This is a genomic window from Tepidibacter formicigenes DSM 15518, from assembly GCF_900142235.1.
GTDB lineage: Bacteria > Bacillota > Clostridia > Peptostreptococcales > Peptostreptococcaceae > Tepidibacter > Tepidibacter formicigenes.
This window is the reverse complement of sequence record NZ_FRAE01000031.1, coordinates 1-19,499: the sequence shown is the minus strand read 5'-3', so window position 1 is coordinate 19,499 and position 19,499 is coordinate 1. Positions and strand designations below refer to the sequence as shown.

Below are 19,499 nucleotides of genomic sequence, written 5' to 3'. Positions count from 1 at the left end.
ACAGTGGCTAATAAAATAACTAAGGAACAAAAACAATCGGTGAAAGAGCTTATAGATAGAGGAAAGAAAAAAGGATCATTAACTTATAGCGAGATAATGGAAGTTTTAGGTGAAATTCAATTAGATAAAGACCAAGTAGAGAATTTATATGAAACATTAGGTCAAATGGGAATTGAAGTTGTTGAAGAAAAAAACAAGAAAGATAATATTGAATTTTCTAAAGATGAAGATGATGCTGAAGAGGATGATGAATTTGATTTTGAAAATTTAGATTTATCTTTACCTAAAGGAATAAGTATAGATGACCCCGTTAGGATGTACTTAAAAGAAATTGGGAAAATACCTCTTCTATCAGCACAAGAAGAAATTGAACTTGCAAAAAGAATGGAAGATGGCGAGGAATTAGCTAAGAAAAGACTTGTTGAGGCTAATCTTAGGCTAGTTGTTAGTATAGCTAAAAGATATGTAGGAAGAGGAATGCTTTTCTTAGATTTAATACAAGAAGGTAACTTAGGTCTTATAAAGGCAGTAGAAAAATTTGATTATAGCAAAGGATATAAATTTAGTACTTATGCTACATGGTGGATAAGACAGGCTATAACTCGTGCTATAGCAGATCAAGCAAGAACTATAAGAATACCTGTTCATATGGTTGAAACTATAAATAAACTTATAAGAGTTTCAAGACAGCTTCTTCAAGAGTTAGGCAGAGAACCAAAACCTGAAGAAATTGCTAAGGAAATGGATATGCCTGAAGAAAAAATAAGAGAAATATTAAAAATAGCTCAAGAACCAGTATCTCTTGAAACTCCTATAGGAGAAGAAGAAGATAGTCATTTAGGAGATTTTATACCAGATGAGGATGCTCCGGCTCCAGCTGAAGCTGCTGCATATTCACTTTTAAAAGAACAAATAGAAGAAGTTTTAGGGTCTTTAAATGAAAGAGAGCAAAAGGTTTTAAAACTAAGATTTGGACTTGAAGATGGTAGAGCAAGAACTCTTGAAGAAGTAGGAAGAGAATTTGATGTAACTCGTGAAAGAATTAGACAGATAGAAGCAAAGGCTTTGAGAAAATTAAGACATCCAAGTAGATCTAAAAAGTTAAAGGATTATTTAGATTAAAAAATTCGCCATGTAGGCGAATTTTTTCTAATTCCAGCGTTGTTTAATGCTACCATAAGCTATTTCTTTTTTAATTTCTTTTTTTGATTTTAATTCTTCCTGAGCATCTTCAATTTGTGCATTTATTTCTTTGGTTTCTTCAAGCCATTCAAAAGTTTTTCCACCCCATTTATATTTTATTAGTTTTTTGGGAGGTACAATTTTTTTCATTTTAATCACCTCGTTATTATTATTTTAAAAATAGGCTTTTTTAACTCTAGAAAGGATGTGTAAATTTTGAAATTAAGTGAAAGACTCCAAGCAATTGCTAATTTAGTTGATGATAATGTAATACTTGCAGATATTGGTACAGATCATGGATATATTCCTGTATATCTTTTAAATAATAAAAAAATAAAATATGTAGTAGCTGCTGATATAAACAAAGGACCACTTGAAAATGCAAAAAAAGAAATTTTAGTAAATAATCTTCAAAATAAAGTAGATTTGAGATTAGGATCAGGACTTTCAGTCTTAAAAATAGGAGAAGTAGATGAAGCTATAATTGCTGGAATGGGAGGAGTATTAATAAGTGAAATACTTGAAGATAGTTTTGAAATTGCAAAAGATTTGAAAAAAATAATACTTCAGCCAATGCAGGCATCTGATGAACTTAGAAAATACTTATATAATAAAGGATTTGAAATAATAGATGAGGTATTAGTAAAAGAAGATTTCAGAATTTATGAAATAATTATTGTAAGATATAAAGGAAAAGTAAGTGAAGTAGAAGATAATATATATTATGAAGTAGGAAAAAAAGTAATAGAAAAAAGAGATCCTCTAGTTTTAGAATTTATAGGTAAAAAAATAAATGAATGTAAAAAAATAATACAAAAAATAGAAGGAAAAGAAGGAGAAAAAATAGAAAATAAAATAAAAGAATGTAATTACAAAATACAAAAGCTTAAGGAGCTGAAAAGCTATGTATGTTAAAGATATAATAAAAGTATTTGAAAAAAAATATCCTAAGGATTTAGCTTATAACTGGGATAATGTAGGATTAATGATTGGTGACTTAAATAGTAAAGTAGAAAAAATACTTGTTACTCTTGAAGCAACAATAGAGGTTGTTAATGAAGCTGTTGAAAAAAATGTAGATTTAATTATAACTCATCATCCTTTTTTATTTAAAGGCTTAAAAAATATAAACAAAAACACTCCTAAAGGAAACTGTATTTATAAGCTTATACAAAACAATATAAGTGTATATTCTGCTCATACTAATTTTGATATAGCTTATAATGGTTTAAATGATGCAATTGCTAATATTCTAGATTTAGAAGATATAAAAATTCTTGACAAAACATATGTGGAAAAATTATACAAAATAGCTATATATACTCCTATTTCTCATGAAGAAAGTGTAAGAGATGCCATGGCAAAAGCAGGAGCTGGTCATATTGGAAAGTATAGCCACTGTACATTTAATACAAAGGGAATAGGAACTTTTATGCCACTTGATAATTCAAATCCATATATAGGAAGCAAAGATAATTTAGAAAAAGTAGAAGAGATAAAAATAGAAACAATATGTAAGCAACAAGATTTAAATAAAGTAGTAAATGAAATGCTAAAAGTTCATCCTTACGAAGAAGTAGCATATGATATATATAAACTAAAAAACGAAGGTGAAAAATATGGACTTGGAAGAATAGGATTAGTTAAAGAAAATATGACACTTGGAGTGTTTGCTCAAACAGTTAAAGAAAAATTAAATCTTAAAGATTTAAGATTTGTAGGTAATCCTAACAAAGAAATTAAAAAAGTAGCAATTGTAAGTGGTTCAGGAGCTGAATTTATAAGCAAAGCTTATAATAAGGGAGCAGATGTTTTAATTACAGGAGATGTTAAATATCATGATGCTCAAGATGCACTTGAAATAGGTATGGGAGTAATTGATGCTGGTCATTTTGGAAGTGAAAATATATTTTCAGATGTAGTAGTAGAGTATTTAAGTGATAAATTAAGCAGTGTAAATGTAACAAAGTCAAGTATATATATAGATCCGTTTGTGACAATATAAGGAATAGCTATGTCTATTCCTTTATTATTTTTGGAGGTGGTATTGTGGAAAATTTAATACAATTGCAAAAAAATTATGATTTAATTGTTGAACTTGAAAAAAGAATAAATTATTTGAGAAACTACCCAAAACTAATTCAAATAAAAGAAAAATCACGTAAAATATATAATTTTCAAAATAAATGGAGAAAAAAACTAGATAACTCTAGAACTGATTTAAAGAAACTAGAAAAGGATTTACAATCTAAAGAGGAAACATTAAATGAAATAGTAAATGAGTTGTATAGTGGAAAAATAAATGATATAAAGATTCTTGAAGTATTAAAAGATAGAGAAGAAAAAATGAATAAAGAGAAGGAATCTATAGAAAATGAAGTGATAGAAGTAATGGGGAAAATTGATATATACACAAGAGAATTAAATAAATATAAACACAAATTAAATTTAATAGAAGAAAAAATTGAAAAATTAGAATCCCAAATAGAGGAAAAGATAAGGCTGTATGATAAAAAATTGCTAGAAATACAAAAGAACATAAAACATATAAGAAATAATATTGACACTGAAATTTTACAAAAATATGATTTAGTAAGAAAAAAACATAAAAATGCATTAGTTGCTGTAATAAATCAAGCATGCAGCGGTTGTAATTTAGGAGTGTATTTAAATACAATGGATGCTTTAGCGCTAAAAGGTGTAGTAGAGTGTGAAAACTGTGGAAGACTTTTATATATAGAAATAAATTAACCTTATTAGAAGGTTAATTTATTTTTTTCTTGTATATACTTTAGGTATGTATAAATTAACATTTTCAAGTGAAGTAATATAATTATAAATTAAATTAGGATTATCTTCTATACTGTCATTTTTAAAAGGTACAAATCCGATTATACTCCCTTTGTAAAAAATTTTTACAATCTTTTCTTCTTTTATTAATTCTATTTTAAAATGTTTATTGAGCCTTAATAGATTATTTAAATTATTCAATTTACTCACCACCAATAGATGTAATTTTTCTATTTGTCGATTACAGTATAATGTTTTTTTAGTATTTATGTCAAGAAAAATAGTAATTATAGAATACAAAAAACTTTACAAAAACAATATAATAAACTAAAATATAATTAAAAATAAATATAAATAATTTGCTAGGGGTGCCTAACTTTGGCTGAGAAGGAAGTTTCCTAACCCTTAAAACCTGATTTAGTTAGAACTAACGTAGGGAAGCATGCTGTTTTAATTTAAATATTAAAAAGCTTACCTTATGGTAAGCTTTTATTATTAAAATGCAAACTCTCTATAGGTTTGCATTTTTTTATAATGAATAAGGAAATTATAATCCTTTTTAAATTGTGGATAAATATAATTTCTGTTATGAATTTCAAAAAAGTCTACCTTTTAAATCTTTAGCATGAAGACTTTTTTATTCTATAGGAAACTATAAATTTTTTAAACTGTTGATAACTTTGGTAACTGAATAAAAGTATCAACTATTTTGAGCAACGGAGTCCGTTAGGACTCGTTGGCGATATGAGCCATGCGATAGCATGAAGCGAATTTTTTTATTAAAAATAAAAAATGGAAGTGATAATATGCTTATAGATAATATAAATGACAAATTCAGAGAAGAATGTGGTGTATTTGGAATTTATTCTAATAGAAAATATGATATGTCATCATTGCTATATCAAGCTCTTAACTCTCTTCAGCATAGAGGTCAAGAAAGTTGTGGAGTTGCAGTTTCAAATGGTAAAAATATAAGTTCTTTTAAAGGTATGGGGCTTGTATCTGAAGTCTTTAATAATAAATCAAATGAAATATATTCGAAAGTAGCAATAGGACATACTAGATATTCAACTTTTGGAAAAAGTAATTTAAAAAATGCTCAACCAATTTTAGATGAAGATATTGCAATAGCACATAATGGGAATATTACAAATGCTAATTCGCATAAAAAACACTTATTAAGTAAAGGAATTGTATTTGATACTGAAACTGATTCAGAGGTATTCTTAAAATTACTAAAAGAAAATCGTGAAAAAGATTTAGAAAAATCCTTAATAAATATATCAAAACAGATAAAAGGAGGATATGCTATAGTACTTCTTTTTAAAAATAAGTTAATTGGAATAAGAGATGAAAAAGGAATAAGACCTTTGTGCATAGGTAAACTTGATGATGGTTATGTATTAGCCTCTGAAAGTTGTACTTTAAATATTTTAGGAGCAAAATTTATTAGAGATGTAAATCCTGGTGAAATAGTAATAATAGATAAAATTGGTCTAAAAAGTACATATTTTAAGAATAACATAAAATGCAAAACTTGTTCTTTTGAGTACATATATTTTGCGAGAGAAGATAGTGTTATAGATGGTGTAGATGTATATAAATCAAGATTTTTAGCAGGTAAAGAACTTTATAAAGAACATCCTACTGAAGCTGATATAGTAATAGGTGTTCCGGATTCAGGAATTCCAGCTGCAATTGGATATTCTAAAGCCTCAGGAATAGAATATGAAATAGGGTTTGTCAAAAATAAATATGTGGGAAGAACATTTATTCAGCCATCAAGGAAAATAAGAGAAAGGGATATTTCTATAAAATTAAATGTAATAAAAGGTAATGTTAAAGGTAAAAACATTGTTTTAATAGATGACTCTATTGTAAGAGGAACAACAAGCAAAAAAATAGTAGAGATGCTAAAGAAAGCAGGAACAGACAAAATACATCTTAGAATAGCATCACCTATTATAAATAATCCATGTTATTTAGGAATAGATACAAAAGATAAAAAGGAGCTTTTAGGAGCTAAAAAGAATTTAAAGGAAATAAAAGAGTTTTTAAAAGTAGATAGTATAGAATATATAAGTATAGGTGGATTTATAAAAACATTGCAAGGAAAAAATGGTATTTGTTTAAAGTGTTTTAAAAAATAGTTTTTTTAATATAGAACTATTTATTTTTTGCAACTGAAATTGCAAAATGTATTTAAAAATGTCGTATTTTATGTTATCATGACATATGCGGAATATTTTATCATGATTATATTATTTTATAAGGAGGTTTTTATGAGTAATAATCAACCACAAAATGTGAAAATTTCTACTGCGGATCCATCTGCATTAGGGCTATTTGGACTTGCTATAGTAACTTTAGTAGCATCATCTTTAAAACTTGGACTTACACAAGGAGTATCTTTTGTAATTCCATGGGCAATATTTTTAGGAGCTTTTGCGCAATTATTCGCTTGTATTAATGATTCTAAAAAAGGAAATACTTTTGGAACTACAGCTTTTGGTGGATATGCGTTTTTTTGGTTTGCAGTTGCAACTTCTTGGCTTATTCAAAATGGAGTATTTGGAGAAAAGCTTGCAGCAACTGTAGATCCTAAACAGCTTGGATTTGCTTATGTTGGATATTTAATTTTTACTATTTTCATGACTATTGGAGCCATGGAAACTCATAAAGTGCTATTTACAATCTTTGTATTAATTGACTTTTTATTTTTAGGATTATCAATGAGTTCATTCGGTATAATGCCTGAGGCAGCACATACACTTGCAGCATACTCAGAATTACTTATTTCTATAGCTGCATTCTATGGATCAGCTGCATCGGTATTAAATGTTCATTTTGAAAGAGTATTTTTACCAGTTGGAAAGCCTTTTGGAATATTCAAAAAGTAGTATTGTAATTATATAAAAGCATTATTTATTTTAAGATTTATATTATTACCTAAATAAAGAGAAGCTGTCGTATTTTCGATAGCTTCTCTTTATTTACAGATAATTTTACTGAATTGTATTGAAATTTGCTTAAAAAAAATATATAATAAATATGGAATCGGTAACATATATATTCTAGTAAAAATATTATAGAGAATAAATGTAAATTATAATATATATATTTATAGTTTATTAATTAATATAATAAAAATATAATGAAAGGATGTAAAAATATGAGTGATTTAAAAGTAATATTACTATCTATTTTAACTGGATTGGTAACTGGTATAGTATTTTCGTTTTTGAAGTTTCCTTTACCAGCACCACCAACTCTTCCAGGATTTATGGGTATATTTGGAGTATGGTTCGGAGCTTTTCTTGTAAACAAACTTTCTAGCAATAATTAATTTCATTGTATCTTTAATATATAATAAATATTGTAAAAAGGAGCGAATTAAAATGGCAGAACTTATTATATCTCTTAAGGCTGCTTTAGCAGGAGCTGTACTTGGAGGAGTATGTCAAAAACTAAAATTACCTCTTCCTGCACCTCCAGTTTTAGCAGGTGTTATGGGGATTTTTGGAGTTTTACTTGGAGGTAAAATTGCAGGCTTATTTTTTTAGCATACAAAAAAGTCCAGTAATTTATACTGGACTTTTTTTAATTACAAGGAATCGTTGGCGACATGAGCCATGCGTTAACATGAAGCGAATTTTTTATGAATATATACAAGCCAAAATTTATCTATTTGAAGAAGGATTATTATATATTATGTTGAATTCAAAAATAAAGTAAATATTTAAACATAATATTTTGATAAGTAAAACTTTAAATATTATGTTTAAATATTTACTTTGATTGAATTAATAATGTTTTTTTGATACAATTTTTCTGTATATGGTATGTTGAATACATAAAAGGAGGAATAATTATGAATTTTACTTTTGTACATAATAATTTTAATGTACTAGACCTTGAAAAAAGTATTAATTTTTATAATGAAGCTTTAGGGCTTGTTGAAACAAAAAGAATAGAAGCAGAAGATGGAAGTTTTATCTTAGTTTATTTAGGTGATAAATCAACTCCACATAAACTAGAATTAACATGGTTAAGAGATAGAAAAGAACCATATAATTTAGGAGAAAATGAATTTCATCTTGCTTTTGAAACAAATGATTTTGAAAAAGCTTATGAACACCATAAGAAAATGGAATGTATTTGTTATGAAAATAAAGAAATGGGAATATATTTTATTTCAGATCCTGATAATTACTGGATAGAGATTATACCTGGAGGAAAGTATTAATAATTCAAAATTTGGAAACACTTATCTTTATAAATAGATAAGTGTTTTTTGTTTTAGTAACTAATGTTACTTATATAGAATAAATATTATTGTATTATATTACCAAAGAAAAGTATTTCATAAATATAGGGAGGTAAAGTTATGAATAAACATTTTATAAAAAATATTGATTTTTCAAAACCAATAGAAATGGAATCACTAGTAGATTATCAAGAAGGCCGAGTTGTAAGTAGAACTTTAGCTCAAGGGAAGCCTCTAAGTGTTACTTTATTTGCATTTGACAAAGGAGAAGAGATAAGTTCTCATTCTTCAAGTGGTGATGCTATGGTTTATATACTTGATGGAGAAGCTAAGATTACTATAGGAGATAAAGATTTCATTGTAAAAAAAGGTGAAACTATTGTTATGCCAGCTAATGTACCTCATGCTTTACTAGCAACAGAAAGATTTAAAATGCTCCTAACAGTTGTATTTAGCCTTGGATAATAAAAAGAGTGTGCAGATTTTAATAGTGCACACTCTTTTTATTTATACTAATATATTGGTTAAAGTTTCATCATTGTCAACAATCTCTTTAGCAAGTTTTCTATTTTCTTCTATATGTATAGATGTATAACGCTGGGGTTTAATAGTAGGTGCTAAATCAATAGCTTTTATGAAATCTTGTTTTTTTATTTAGATAAATATTTTCTAGCAATTTTTACAGCTTCTTGATGCTTTGAATCAATCTTGTTGCTTCCATGAGTTTTACTTCCTAAAAAGTGAATATCAAAATGTCCATCCATATTATTACCTTTTACAGCATCTAAGTTAGCTCCTCCTCCATAGCCTCCGCTTCTCCAGCTTGTATATGTTGTGCTAGGGGCATTATCATTACCTGCATGGGGCATACCTGACATTGAAGCAGGAATAGATAAACCATTATATTCTACAATGATAGGACGTCTTTCCCATGACCACTTATTTCCATATATATTTTTAAGTATTGCTGTATCTTCCTTTGTTAAATTCTCCATATCTGCATGGTTTGTACCATAAGTTCTTTTAGCTTGAAAGGATTTACCAGTATAAATATCTGTTACTTTAACTATACTGCCTCTAGGGACTGCTCTTTCTATTTTACTAAACCAACTCCAGTTTAAAACACTATTTCTATCAGCTCCTCTTGAAACAACTAGGGCTGTACTTTTATTTTGACCTTTATTTAAAGCATGTATAGTATTAGGTCCTGCAATTCCATCTGAAACAAGGTTATTACTTTTTTGAAATTTAATAACAGCTTGTTTAGTTATATTTCCATAGTATCCTGTTACTTTGTAATTAAAATAACCTAATTCTTTTAGATTTTGTTGAAGTGCAATAATAGATTGATTTTTCATACCTACTTTAAGTAAATTGCTTTCATTTATTTTTGTATATGCATTAATGTTATGTACATTAATTGGTTGAAAAATTATTCCTAAGCTTAGAATCCCACATATTATTTTTCTTTTCATACCTTTTCCTCCTAATATTTTTTTCTAATGCTCGCATCCTTAGAAAATCAAAAACATAATACATATACATATGTCGAAAAAAGTCGCAAAAAACTTAATAGAAAAATAGGTGGTAATTAATGGTGAGAAATACTTTGCTTGCTCTAGTTTTTTTAGTCTTTTTGAATTTATAAATTTACTTATTATGATATACTGTTAGTGTGTAAAAGGAGTTGAATTTATGAATTTGAAGAATAGACCTATCCAAGAACTTATAGATATATTAAAATCACAAGAATATATACCATATAACTTCTTTATTAAAAAATATAAAATTAGTGAAAGAACTCTTAGAAATGATTTGAACTTAATAGATAAATGGCTATCAAGAAAAGGTTTACCCATTTTACTTAGAAACAAATACGAAGGTATATATTTAGATGTTACTGATTTAATCAAATATGAGATATTTAATGAATTTAAGGATTTTTCTGTAGATAAGTACATAAAAAGCAAAAAAGATAGAAGAATAGCTTTACTTATAGAGTTTTTGTTTGATGAACAACTTACTATATCAATTATTAGTAAAAAATTAGGGGTAAGTAGAAACACTGTTATAGAAGATTTAAATTTTATAGAATATTATTTAAAGGGGTTTAATTGCAAATTAGTAAGAAAACAAAAGGTAGGTCTTTATATAGATGGTAGTGAGTATAACATAAGAAATATGTATTTAAATCTTTTGGTGAATTATTGTAATTTATTCAAGTGGGACATATTTTCAAGGGAAATAATAAATGAAAAATATAATCTTTTCTATAAAAATATTCTTTGTAAATTGTTTAACGAAGTAGATACTGATATTTTATTAGAAACTCTAGAAAGCTTAGAAAAAAGATTATATTTAAAATATGCAGATGAGTCTAAAAATATAATAATGGCTGCTATAGCACTAACTAAAATAAGGTGTGAGAGAAATAAAAGTATAAATTTTAATAAGATAATATTTTATGAAACTATAAAGTTGTCTAAGGAATATAGAAACTTAGAAGAAATTTTAAAAGAAGAATTTAAACAGTACCCAAGTTATAAAAGAGAAATTGCTTATATTTCTATATATCTTTTAACTAAAAAAGTAATAGATGGAGATATAGAGGCAATAAAAGGAGAAGGATATATAGAGAAGTTGAATGATATAGTTGAAGAAATGATAAATATAATGGAGGATTACTGCAAAATTAAAATAAAACAGAGAAGTAGACTATTAAAAGGTTTATTACTTCACTTAGAACCTGCTATATATAGGCTTAAGTACGATATAAAAATAGAAAATCCTATAATAGATGAAATAAAGAAAAAATATTCAATGGCTTATAATGCATCTAAATTAGCTTGCAGTTATTTGGAGCAGATGATTAATTTAAAGATAAGTGAAGAAGAAATTTGTTATGTAGCAATTCATTTTGGAAGTGCAATGGAAACTCAAAAGAAAGATAATACAATTAAGGTTGTTTTAGTTTGTAATGCAGGAATAAGCACAGTTAGGATTCTAGAAAAGTCATTGAAAGAAAAATTTGAAAACTTTAAGGTTATAGATATTTTAAGCTATTTTGAATATAAAAAGAAAAAAGAACTAATAACGGATTTGATAATAACTACCATTCCTTTAAAAGAAAAAGAAAATTACTTTATAAAAGTGAATCCTTTTTTAACTCAAGAGGATATAGAAAATTTATCTAAGTTTTTAAATAAAAAAGAAGATATAAAGGCAGATGAGATTGATATAAAATTAGAAGATATAATAAACATAATTCAAAAGTATTGTTTTGTACATAATAAGAGCAAATTAATAGAAGAAGTAAAGTGTATTTTAAAAGGAATAAAAAAACCTTCGTTAAAAGATATTTTAACTAAAGACAATGTTATATTTAAAGAAGCTGTTTCATCTTGGGAAGAAGCTGTTGACATAGCTTCGAAACCTTTATTAGAAAAAGGATATATACAAGAAAGATATATTAAAGCTATGAAAGAAAATATAAAAAGATTAAAAGCTTATGTTGTAATAAAAAAGGGAGTTTCAATTCCTCATGCAAAACCTGAAGATGGAGTTAAAAATCTTTCTTTTAGTCTTTTGATACTTAAAAAAGGAGTTAATTTTAACCATAAGAAAAATGACCCTGTAAAAATAGTTTTAATAACTGCTTCTAATGATAAACTAATACATCTAAAAGCATTAGAAGAATTTATGAATCTTGTAAGAAATGATAATTACATTAAAAAACTTTCAAGAATAAATAGTTATGAAGAATTTAAAAAATTGTTACCATAGAACAAAAGGAGAGTATAAAATGATAAACATAGTTGTAGTTTGTGGAATGGGATTAGGTAGCAGTCACTTTGTCTTGATGAATGTAATGGAAATATTAAAAGAGTATGAAGTAGAGGCAAATGTAGAAAATACTGACCTTTTTAGTGCTAATTTCAAGGATGGTGATATATTTATAGGAGCAGATTATTTGATGGAACAATTAGATAATTGTAAAAATAAAATTTACTTAGATGATTTAGTAGATAAAGATGAGCTTAAAAGAAAATTGTTAAAGAGCTTGGAGGATATCTATGGAAATGATAGATAGGATAGGTGTAAATTTTTTAAAAAATACCTATTTAATCGTAGGGGTATATATATTGCTAGGAAGTATAATAGAAAAAAAGAGTATAGATAGAATAATTTCTTCAATTTTCAAGACTTTTATAGGGATGTTTATAATGGAAATTGGTGTAGATGTTATTGGAAAAAGTGTTAGTAATTTAAATTATTTAATACCAAAAGCATTTAAATTCATAGGGGTTATACCACAAAATGAAGGAGCAGCAGCTTTAGGGGAATTTAGATATGGAGATGTAATAAATAGTATATTATTTTTAGGTATGGCTATAAATATTTTAATAGCTAAGTTTACCCGATTTAAATATATCTTTTTAACAGGACAGCAAATGATTTATATGAGCAGTCTTTTAGCTATAATAATGATTCCTTTTGGGATTTCCCATAACATTGCTATAATAATAGGTGGAATATTACTAGGTATAATGATGAGCATATTTCCTCATATACTACACCCGTATACAAAAATTATAACTAAAAATAATAATATTGCAGTAGGACATTTTAGCACTATAGGGTTTTATTTGAGCAGCCAAATCGGAAAATTGTTTAAACAAAGAGAAAAATCAGAAAATAAAAATAAATTGACGAAATTTAATGGAATTTTATTTGATACAACATTAGTAACTGCATTTTTTATGGTTTTTATATTTACTATAAGTTCTATCATATCAGGAAAAGGTTATGTAGAAGATATAAGTGGTGGAACGAATTTTTTGATATTTTCATTTAAACAAGGCCTTATCTTTGCTGCGGGTGTATATATTATATTAAATGGAGTTAGAATGTTAATACAAGAGATAATTCCAGCTTTTAGAGGGATTGCAAAAAGATTAGTTCCAGAGGCTATAGTAGCTTTAGATATATCTATTTTATTTCCTTATAAGGAAAATATAATGTTGTTAGGATTTTTATTTAGTTTTTTAGGTGGAATTTTTTCAATGTACATGACATCGATTTATAGGGTAGAAGTAATACTACCTTCTGTATTAATTCATTTTTTTACAGGAGGAGGGTGTGGAATGTATGGATATTCAACTGGAGGCAAAAAAGGTTGTATAATTGCATCTTTTTTAGTAGGAATATTAATAGGAATATGTCCACTTTTACTTTTAGATCATTATAAAGAAATGGAATTTCATAAATTGGCGTTTGGGGAAATAGATTTGTCTTTGGTAGGATATATTTTAAAAAAAGTATTAAGTTCTTTTAAAATATAAAAGTCCCATTATGGGGACTTTTATTAAGCAAATTTTTTATTTTTATTTCTAGCATTATCACTATTTGTATTCCAGGTAAATGCTAAGAATACTATAGCTAAAATACAAGAAGCAAGAAGGAATATAAATCCTCCGTTCCAACCTACTTTATCTACTATTAAACCTATAGCAAAGTTAGCAAGAACTGAACCTCCTAAATATCCAAACAAACCTGTAAATCCTGCTGCTGTACCAGCAGCTTTTTTTGGAACATAATCTAGAGCAGCAACTCCTATAAGCATAACAGGCCCATAAATTAAAGCTCCTATTGATGCTACTGCAATATTGATTAATAAAGGACTTGTACTTAACCAATAAGCAAGTACAGCAAAAGCAACACCTATCATACAAAATATTCCAACTGGAGCGCGTCTTCCTTTAAATACTTTATCACTAATCCATCCCACTATTATAGTACCTGGTATAGCAGCAAATTCAAAGAAGAAAAATGCCAATCTAGAGTCTTCTGGATTAAATCCTTTAACTTCTGTTAAGTATGTAGGCACCCAGTCCATAACACCATATCTTACTAGATATACAAATATATTAGCTATTGCTATTGCCCAAACATATTTATTATTTAATACATAGTTAAATAGTATTTCTTTAGCACTAAGTTCTCTTTCGTTATCTTTAATACTATCTTTATCAATATCTTCTGGATAATCATTCATATATTCTTCTATTGCTGGAAGACCCACAGATTGAGGAGTATCTCTAGTAAATAAAAGAATAAATATTGCTATAGCTAAGCATATTATTGCAGGAAAGTAGAATATACCAAATTTCCAACCACTAAATGTAGCTATCCCAAAAGTAGCTAAAGGAGCAATAAGTCCTCCTCCGACGTTGTGAGCAGTATTCCACCAAGCCATTTTAGTACCACGCTCTTTATTTGAATACCAGTGAGCTAAGATTCTACCACATGGTGGCCATCCCATACCTTGGAACCATCCATTTAATATCATCAATAAGAATAGTAATGTTATACTGCTTGTAAGACCAAAACATATATTGACTAAAGCTGATAATATTAGACCTGTAGCTAAGAAAAATCTAGGATTACATCTATCTGAAATATTACCCATTATAAACTTACTAAGACCATAAGCAATACCTAGACCAGAAGCTATAAAACCTATTTGAGCTTTGGAAAATCCTAATTCATTTATAAAATAAGGTGAAGCTATTGCAAAGTTTTTTCTAATAAGATAGTAAGCAGCATAACCTAGATAGATACTTGCAAACTGTTGAATTCTATATTTTTTATATGCACCATCTATTTTTTCTTGAGGAAGACTTTCTATATGAGGAGGAGGTGCAAAAAACTTTAACATAATACATACACCTACTTTCTAATATTTAATAGTATAATAATTGCCGGCTTCTGAAAACGTTTTCTGTAAAAATATTTATTACTTATAGAAATTATATGTTTAATTCGTGTATTATTCAACATTTTTTTACTGTGTAAAAATTTTCATAAAAAAATTCTATTAAAAATATAATTACTTGAAAAGCTGATTTTTTAGGAATTATAAAAGTTCAGATTTCTTTAAAAATACTTTTTTTGCCGAATAGATTTGAAAAGTATTGGTTCATTTTATAACAAGTTTTTTTGTATAATTAACATATGAAATACAATATTTGGAGGATTAAGAAATGAGAAAACTATATATACTTCTTGTGTGTTTTTTGATAGGCATTAGCACTATATTACATAAAAATAATACAAGCAGTGAAGAAGAAAGACTTACAATATATGCATCTTTAATGGAGGAACAAGCAATAAAAGCTGTAGAAGAGTTTGAAAAGGAAACAGGTATAAAAACTAATTTTATTAGGAGGAGCAGTGGTGAAATATTAGAGAAAATAAGAAAAGAAAAAGAGAATATGAAAGCATCTGTATGGTATGGAGGAACAGCAGATACATTTATTAGTGCTTATGAAGAAGGTCTTATTGAGCCATATAAATCTCCAAATTCTTATATGATACCTAATGAGTATAAAGATGAAAATGGAATATGGACGGGAATATATATAGGATATTTAGGATTTATAGCAAATGAAAGATGGCTTAAGGAAAATAATATAGATATGCCAAATTGTTGGGAAGACTTGCTGAAGCCTGAATTTGAAGGAAATATAGTTCTTCCAAATCCAAGTAGCTCTGGAACTGCTTATACAATTGTAGCTACTATCGTTCAGTTAATGGGAGAAGAAAAGGGACTAGAGTTTTTAAATAAGTTAGACAAACAGGTAGTTCAATACACTAAATCAGGACTTACTCCAGGAATAGTAGTAGGACTTGGAGAAGCAGGTATTGGGGTGACTTTTTTGAACAATGTAATAAGGTATGAAAAGGAAGGTTATAAAAATATAGAAATGGTAGCACCTAAAGATGGTACAGGATATGAAATAGGAGCAGTAGCAATACTTAAAGATGCACCAAATATGAATGAAGCTAAAAAATTTGTAGACTGGTCTTTAACTAAAAGAGCACAGGAGTTAGGTAAGAGTGTAGGTTCATATCAAGTTCTTACAAATTATAAAGCAGCATCTCCTAAAGAACCAGAATTTATTAAAGATATTAATTTGATAAAATATGATTTTAAGTGGGCAGGAAAAAACAGAAAAAGACTTATAAAAAAATTTGAAGATATGAGGGACTAAACTTAAGTTCAAAAATCTAAAGTTGCATATATCTATACATAGTTTTATTATATAATAGATGGGAAATTTAAATAAGAGGTGTAAATATTATGATAGAAGCTATTTTAGAATATTATATATACAATAGAGAATTATACTCTACTAAAGAAATCGGATATTTTGATAAAATATCAAATCCTATGATATATGAAGTTATACGTGTTATAGAGGGACAGCCCCTATTTTTAGAAGAACATTTAGAAAGAATGGAAAAATCAGCAAAATTAATAGATTTTAATTTAAACAAATCAAAAGAAGAAATATCAAATGAAGTATATAAATTAATTGATAAAAATAATTGTAATAATATGAATATAAAGTTTTTATGTAGCAACCTAGATAAAGACAATCAGGATTTTTTCCTTTATTTTATAAAAAGCTATTATCCAGAGGAGCATTTATATAAAAAAGGAATACATACAATTTCATATTATTCAGAAAGGAAAAATCCCAATGCTAAAGTTGTTAATATTAAATTGAGAGAAAAGATAAGTCAAAAATTAAAAGAAGAAAATGCATTTGAAGCATTGCTAGTAAATAATGAAGGTTTAATAACAGAAGGAAGTAGATCAAATATGTTTTTTGTCAAAGACAATAAATTATATACAGCACCGGCAAAAGATGTATTGCTAGGAGTTACAAGAAATAAGATAATGGATATTTGCAAAAAACTAAACATAGAAGTGATAGAAGAATCTATTAAAAAAAGTGACATTTATAATCTAGAAGGTGCTTTTATGACATCTACTTCTGTTAATGTAATACCTATTAAAAGCATAGATGATATATTAATTAATTCTTTAGAAAATCCTATAATAAAAAAAATAGGAAAAGCATATGAAGAAGAAATGAAAAATTATATTAATGCAAGAAAAGAATTTAAGATAAAATAAGGAGTATGTAAATTTTGAAAAAGTTTTAGAAATGGTTGATAGAATGAGAAGAAAAACTAAATTAAGTTAGAATTAAAAAAGGACCTGATTTTCTAAAGAAATTCAGGTCCTTTTTATTTTTAACCAAGTATTATTTTTATTATAAATAATGCACATATGACATACATTAAAGGTGATATTTCTTTTTTCTTTCCTGATAATAATTTTAATATTACATAACTTAGCATACCGAACACTATACCTTCAGCAATACTGTATGTAAGTGGCATCATTATCATTGTTAAAAATGCAGGAATTGATTCAGTAAAATCATCAAAATCTATATCGTTTACTGGTGACATCATAAATAGACCAACTAAAATTAATGCTGGAGCTGTTGCAGCAGCTGGTATCATTATAAAAAGTGGTGATAAAAATAATGATATAGCGAACATTACTGCAGTGGATAAAGCAGTAAGTCCTGTTCTACCACCATCAGCAACTCCTGATGCGCTTTCAACAAAAGTTGTTACAGTACTTGTACCAATCATAGCTCCGAAAGTAGTTCCTATTGCATCTGCAAATAAAGCCTGTTTTGCATTTGGAACATTTCCGTTTTTATCTAACATATCAGCTTTAGTAGCAACTCCTACTAATGTTCCAACAGTATCAAACATGTCAACAAATAAAAAAGTAAATAATACTATAAGCATATCTATAGAAAATATATTTGACCATTCAAATTGTAATAATATTGGCTTTAATGATGGAGGAGTACTCATAAATTTTAAACCCTCAGGAAGTTGTGTAACCCCCATAGGAATACCAATAATAGTTGTAACTAATATACCTATAAGCAGTGCTCCTTTAACTTTTCTAGCTAATAAAAATCCTGTTAGTACAAGTCCTATTAATGCAAGAAGACCAGGTCCTGAAGTGATATGACCTATTGCTACTGGAACTCCATCTAATTTTCCATCTGCAGTAGGAAACATTCCGCTTACTACTACTCCTGAATTGAAAAGTCCTAAGAATGCTATAAATAGACCTATACCAACTGAAACAGCTTTTTTAAGCTGAAGAGGAATTGCATTTACTATAGCCTCTCTAACATTAAAAAAGGTAAGAATAATAAATATAATACCTTCTAAAAACACTCCTGTTAAAGCAAATTGCCATGAATAACCCATTCCTAAAACTACAGTAAAAGCAAAGAATGCATTAGGTCCCATGGCTGGTGCAAGTGCAAATGGAAGATTTGCATAAAGTGCCATTACTAATGTAGCAATGACTGATGATAGAGCTGTTGCAGTAAATAATGCTCCAAAATCCATACCAGTAGCTGATAAAATACTTGGATTAACTATAAGTATGTATGCCATAGTCATAAATGTAGTTATACCAGCCACTATTTCAGTTCTAGCAGTAGTATTATTTTTACTTAATTTAAAAGCTTTTTCTAAATAAGAAGTATTCATATTCTTTTTAGATATTTCCATAATTTATCCTCCTTTAAATAAGTCCATAGTCAGACAATTTTCGGTTGTCTGGTAGAAACTTCGTGACCATATTACACGAATTATATGGAGGATTGATTTAAGTTTGTTCGTCTATTTGATGATAATAAATTTACAAAGTATAGTCAATAGTTTTTATGAATTTTGTTGAAATATGTATTTATATTGTTCAATAAAATATGAACTATAGATAAGGTTTTTATATAATAAATTCGAATTTGTATATGAAAATTAAGATTATTTTTAATAGATTTTGGAGATTTAAAAGTAGTTGTTCATATGATATAATTATTGATAAAATAATATATTTTAGTTTTTTATCCTTTTAAAATGATTACCAATCTTTATTTAAATTAATTAATTTCTTATTTTAAAGTTCCTACATTAGTGCATATTAAAATAATATATTATTTTCTTATCTAAATTTCACATTAGATATAAATTGATTTGCTTAATTACTTCAAATAATATCTGTATTATAGGCTAAAAAATTATATTACAGTATTTTTAAGGAGCTATGAAAGTGCAAAAACACTTCAATAATTTTCCATTACAATAAAATAAAAAACATTTATGCAAAACCTTGTTATAATTAAGTTCCTACACAAAAACATAACAGGTGGTGTTGCATAAATGTTTCAGAACTTAATTATAACAAATGAATTAACATTAGACAAATTTTTAAAAGAACTAAAATATGACTTATATCTTACAAAACCACAAATAAAACATATGCAAAATATAGTGAAATCAATGTTTATGAGTGGTTATACAGGTA

The 19,499-nt window shown here is 27.1% G+C and carries 20 protein-coding genes, 1 pseudogene and 2 riboswitches; of the genes and pseudogenes, 16 read left to right on the top strand and 5 right to left on the bottom strand.

What is annotated here, in order from left to right; translation table 11 throughout:
* The first annotated feature begins 3 nt into the window (after positions 1-3).
* Entirely contained in the window at positions 4-1,122 is a 1,119-nt protein-coding gene (gene rpoD / locus BUA77_RS07465; RefSeq protein ID WP_072888835.1) for an RNA polymerase sigma factor RpoD, read from the top strand.
* A 27-nt stretch (positions 1,123-1,149) separates the two neighbouring features.
* Here rpoD and BUA77_RS07460 read toward each other — a convergent pair whose 3' ends face one another.
* Positions 1,150-1,332 carry a hypothetical protein gene (locus BUA77_RS07460; RefSeq protein ID WP_072888833.1) on the bottom strand — a complete coding sequence of 61 codons (183 nt, stop codon included), beginning with the start codon at positions 1,330-1,332 and terminating at the stop codon, positions 1,150-1,152.
* A gap of 66 nt (positions 1,333-1,398) precedes the next feature.
* Here BUA77_RS07460 and BUA77_RS07455 point away from each other — a divergent pair, with 66 nt between their 5' ends.
* From BUA77_RS07455 to BUA77_RS07445, 3 genes are read left to right on the top strand one after another with little or no spacing between them, the layout of a single operon-like run.
* Positions 1,399-2,097 (top strand): tRNA (adenine(22)-N(1))-methyltransferase, encoded by a 699-nt coding sequence (locus tag BUA77_RS07455; protein ID WP_072888831.1) that lies wholly within the window; start codon positions 1,399-1,401, stop codon positions 2,095-2,097.
* Positions 2,087-3,187, top strand: a complete 1,101-nt coding sequence (locus tag BUA77_RS07450; RefSeq protein WP_072888828.1) for a Nif3-like dinuclear metal center hexameric protein — start codon at positions 2,087-2,089, stop codon at positions 3,185-3,187. Before BUA77_RS07455 ends, BUA77_RS07450 begins: the two co-directional genes overlap by 11 nt.
* Positions 3,188-3,231: 44 nt before the next feature.
* On the top strand, positions 3,232-3,933 hold the full coding sequence (locus BUA77_RS07445) for a zinc ribbon domain-containing protein (RefSeq protein ID WP_072888826.1): 702 nt from the start codon (positions 3,232-3,234) through the stop codon (positions 3,931-3,933).
* An 18-nt stretch (positions 3,934-3,951) separates the two neighbouring features.
* Here the strand turns inward: BUA77_RS07445 and BUA77_RS07440 are convergent, their stop codons facing one another.
* Positions 3,952-4,173, bottom strand: coding sequence for a hypothetical protein (locus BUA77_RS07440; protein WP_072888823.1), 222 nt, complete (start codon positions 4,171-4,173; stop codon positions 3,952-3,954).
* Positions 4,174-4,326: 153 nt separating this feature from the next.
* Positions 4,327-4,428: riboswitch (TPP riboswitch) on the top strand.
* Between the two features lie 305 nt (positions 4,429-4,733).
* Between BUA77_RS07440 and purF the strand changes: the two genes are divergently transcribed.
* The 6 genes from purF to BUA77_RS07405 all read left to right on the top strand — a co-directional run bounded on the left by purF (position 4,734) and on the right by BUA77_RS07405 (position 8,704).
* Positions 4,734-6,122: an amidophosphoribosyltransferase gene (gene purF / locus BUA77_RS07435; RefSeq protein WP_242939097.1), complete on the top strand. Its 1,389-nt coding sequence runs from the start codon at positions 4,734-4,736 to the stop codon at positions 6,120-6,122.
* A 132-nt stretch (positions 6,123-6,254) separates the two neighbouring features.
* Positions 6,255-6,872: an acetate uptake transporter gene (locus tag BUA77_RS07430; RefSeq protein ID WP_072888819.1), complete on the top strand. Its 618-nt coding sequence runs from the start codon at positions 6,255-6,257 to the stop codon at positions 6,870-6,872.
* 272 nt (positions 6,873-7,144) lie between these two features.
* Positions 7,145-7,318 (top strand): XapX domain-containing protein, encoded by a 174-nt coding sequence (locus BUA77_RS07425; RefSeq protein WP_072888817.1) that lies wholly within the window; start codon positions 7,145-7,147, stop codon positions 7,316-7,318.
* A 52-nt stretch (positions 7,319-7,370) separates the two neighbouring features.
* The gene (locus tag BUA77_RS07420) at positions 7,371-7,535 is read left to right on the top strand and encodes a XapX domain-containing protein (protein WP_072888815.1); all 165 of its coding nucleotides are present in this window, start codon (positions 7,371-7,373) and stop codon (positions 7,533-7,535) included.
* A 308-nt stretch (positions 7,536-7,843) separates the two neighbouring features.
* Positions 7,844-8,218 (top strand): VOC family protein, encoded by a 375-nt coding sequence (locus BUA77_RS07410; RefSeq protein WP_072888811.1) that lies wholly within the window; start codon positions 7,844-7,846, stop codon positions 8,216-8,218.
* Positions 8,219-8,359: 141 nt separating this feature from the next.
* Complete coding sequence (locus BUA77_RS07405; RefSeq protein ID WP_072888809.1) at positions 8,360-8,704, top strand: cupin domain-containing protein; 345 nt, start codon at positions 8,360-8,362, stop codon at positions 8,702-8,704.
* Positions 8,705-8,889: 185 nt separating this feature from the next.
* Here BUA77_RS07405 and BUA77_RS07400 read toward each other — a convergent pair whose 3' ends face one another.
* Entirely contained in the window at positions 8,890-9,714 is an 825-nt protein-coding gene (locus BUA77_RS07400; RefSeq protein ID WP_072888807.1) for a peptidoglycan-binding domain-containing protein, read from the bottom strand.
* 220 nt (positions 9,715-9,934) lie between these two features.
* Between BUA77_RS07400 and BUA77_RS07395 the strand changes: the two genes are divergently transcribed.
* The 3 genes from BUA77_RS07395 to BUA77_RS07385 are packed head-to-tail and all read left to right on the top strand — an operon-like array spanning position 9,935 to position 13,581.
* The gene (locus tag BUA77_RS07395) at positions 9,935-12,022 is read left to right on the top strand and encodes a BglG family transcription antiterminator (RefSeq protein ID WP_072888805.1); all 2,088 of its coding nucleotides are present in this window, start codon (positions 9,935-9,937) and stop codon (positions 12,020-12,022) included.
* 19 nt (positions 12,023-12,041) lie between these two features.
* Positions 12,042-12,329: a PTS sugar transporter subunit IIB gene (locus tag BUA77_RS07390; RefSeq protein WP_072888803.1), complete on the top strand. Its 288-nt coding sequence runs from the start codon at positions 12,042-12,044 to the stop codon at positions 12,327-12,329.
* The gene (locus BUA77_RS07385) at positions 12,313-13,581 is read left to right on the top strand and encodes a PTS ascorbate transporter subunit IIC (RefSeq protein ID WP_084605614.1); all 1,269 of its coding nucleotides are present in this window, start codon (positions 12,313-12,315) and stop codon (positions 13,579-13,581) included. Before BUA77_RS07390 ends, BUA77_RS07385 begins: the two co-directional genes overlap by 17 nt.
* Before the next feature lie 23 nt (positions 13,582-13,604).
* On the opposite strand, the gene glpT is transcribed toward BUA77_RS07385, so the two are convergent.
* The gene (gene glpT / locus BUA77_RS07380; protein WP_072888801.1) at positions 13,605-14,957 is read right to left on the bottom strand and encodes a glycerol-3-phosphate transporter; all 1,353 of its coding nucleotides are present in this window, start codon (positions 14,955-14,957) and stop codon (positions 13,605-13,607) included.
* Positions 14,958-15,282: 325 nt separating this feature from the next.
* On the opposite strand from glpT, the gene BUA77_RS07375 reads away from it, so the two are divergent.
* Both BUA77_RS07375 and BUA77_RS07370 read left to right on the top strand, forming a co-directional pair.
* The gene (locus tag BUA77_RS07375; RefSeq protein ID WP_072888799.1) at positions 15,283-16,293 is read left to right on the top strand and encodes an ABC transporter substrate-binding protein; all 1,011 of its coding nucleotides are present in this window, start codon (positions 15,283-15,285) and stop codon (positions 16,291-16,293) included.
* An 89-nt stretch (positions 16,294-16,382) separates the two neighbouring features.
* Positions 16,383-17,225 (top strand): aminotransferase class IV, encoded by an 843-nt coding sequence (locus tag BUA77_RS07370; protein WP_072888797.1) that lies wholly within the window; start codon positions 16,383-16,385, stop codon positions 17,223-17,225.
* Between the two features lie 119 nt (positions 17,226-17,344).
* On the opposite strand, the gene BUA77_RS07365 is transcribed toward BUA77_RS07370, so the two are convergent.
* The gene (locus BUA77_RS07365; protein ID WP_084605606.1) at positions 17,345-18,703 is read right to left on the bottom strand and encodes an NCS2 family permease; all 1,359 of its coding nucleotides are present in this window, start codon (positions 18,701-18,703) and stop codon (positions 17,345-17,347) included.
* A gap of 6 nt (positions 18,704-18,709) precedes the next feature.
* Positions 18,710-18,811, bottom strand: a riboswitch (purine riboswitch).
* Between the two features lie 543 nt (positions 18,812-19,354).
* Here BUA77_RS07365 and BUA77_RS14865 point away from each other — a divergent pair.
* Positions 19,355-19,499: pseudogene (locus BUA77_RS14865) on the top strand (IS701 family transposase); the annotation flags it as partial.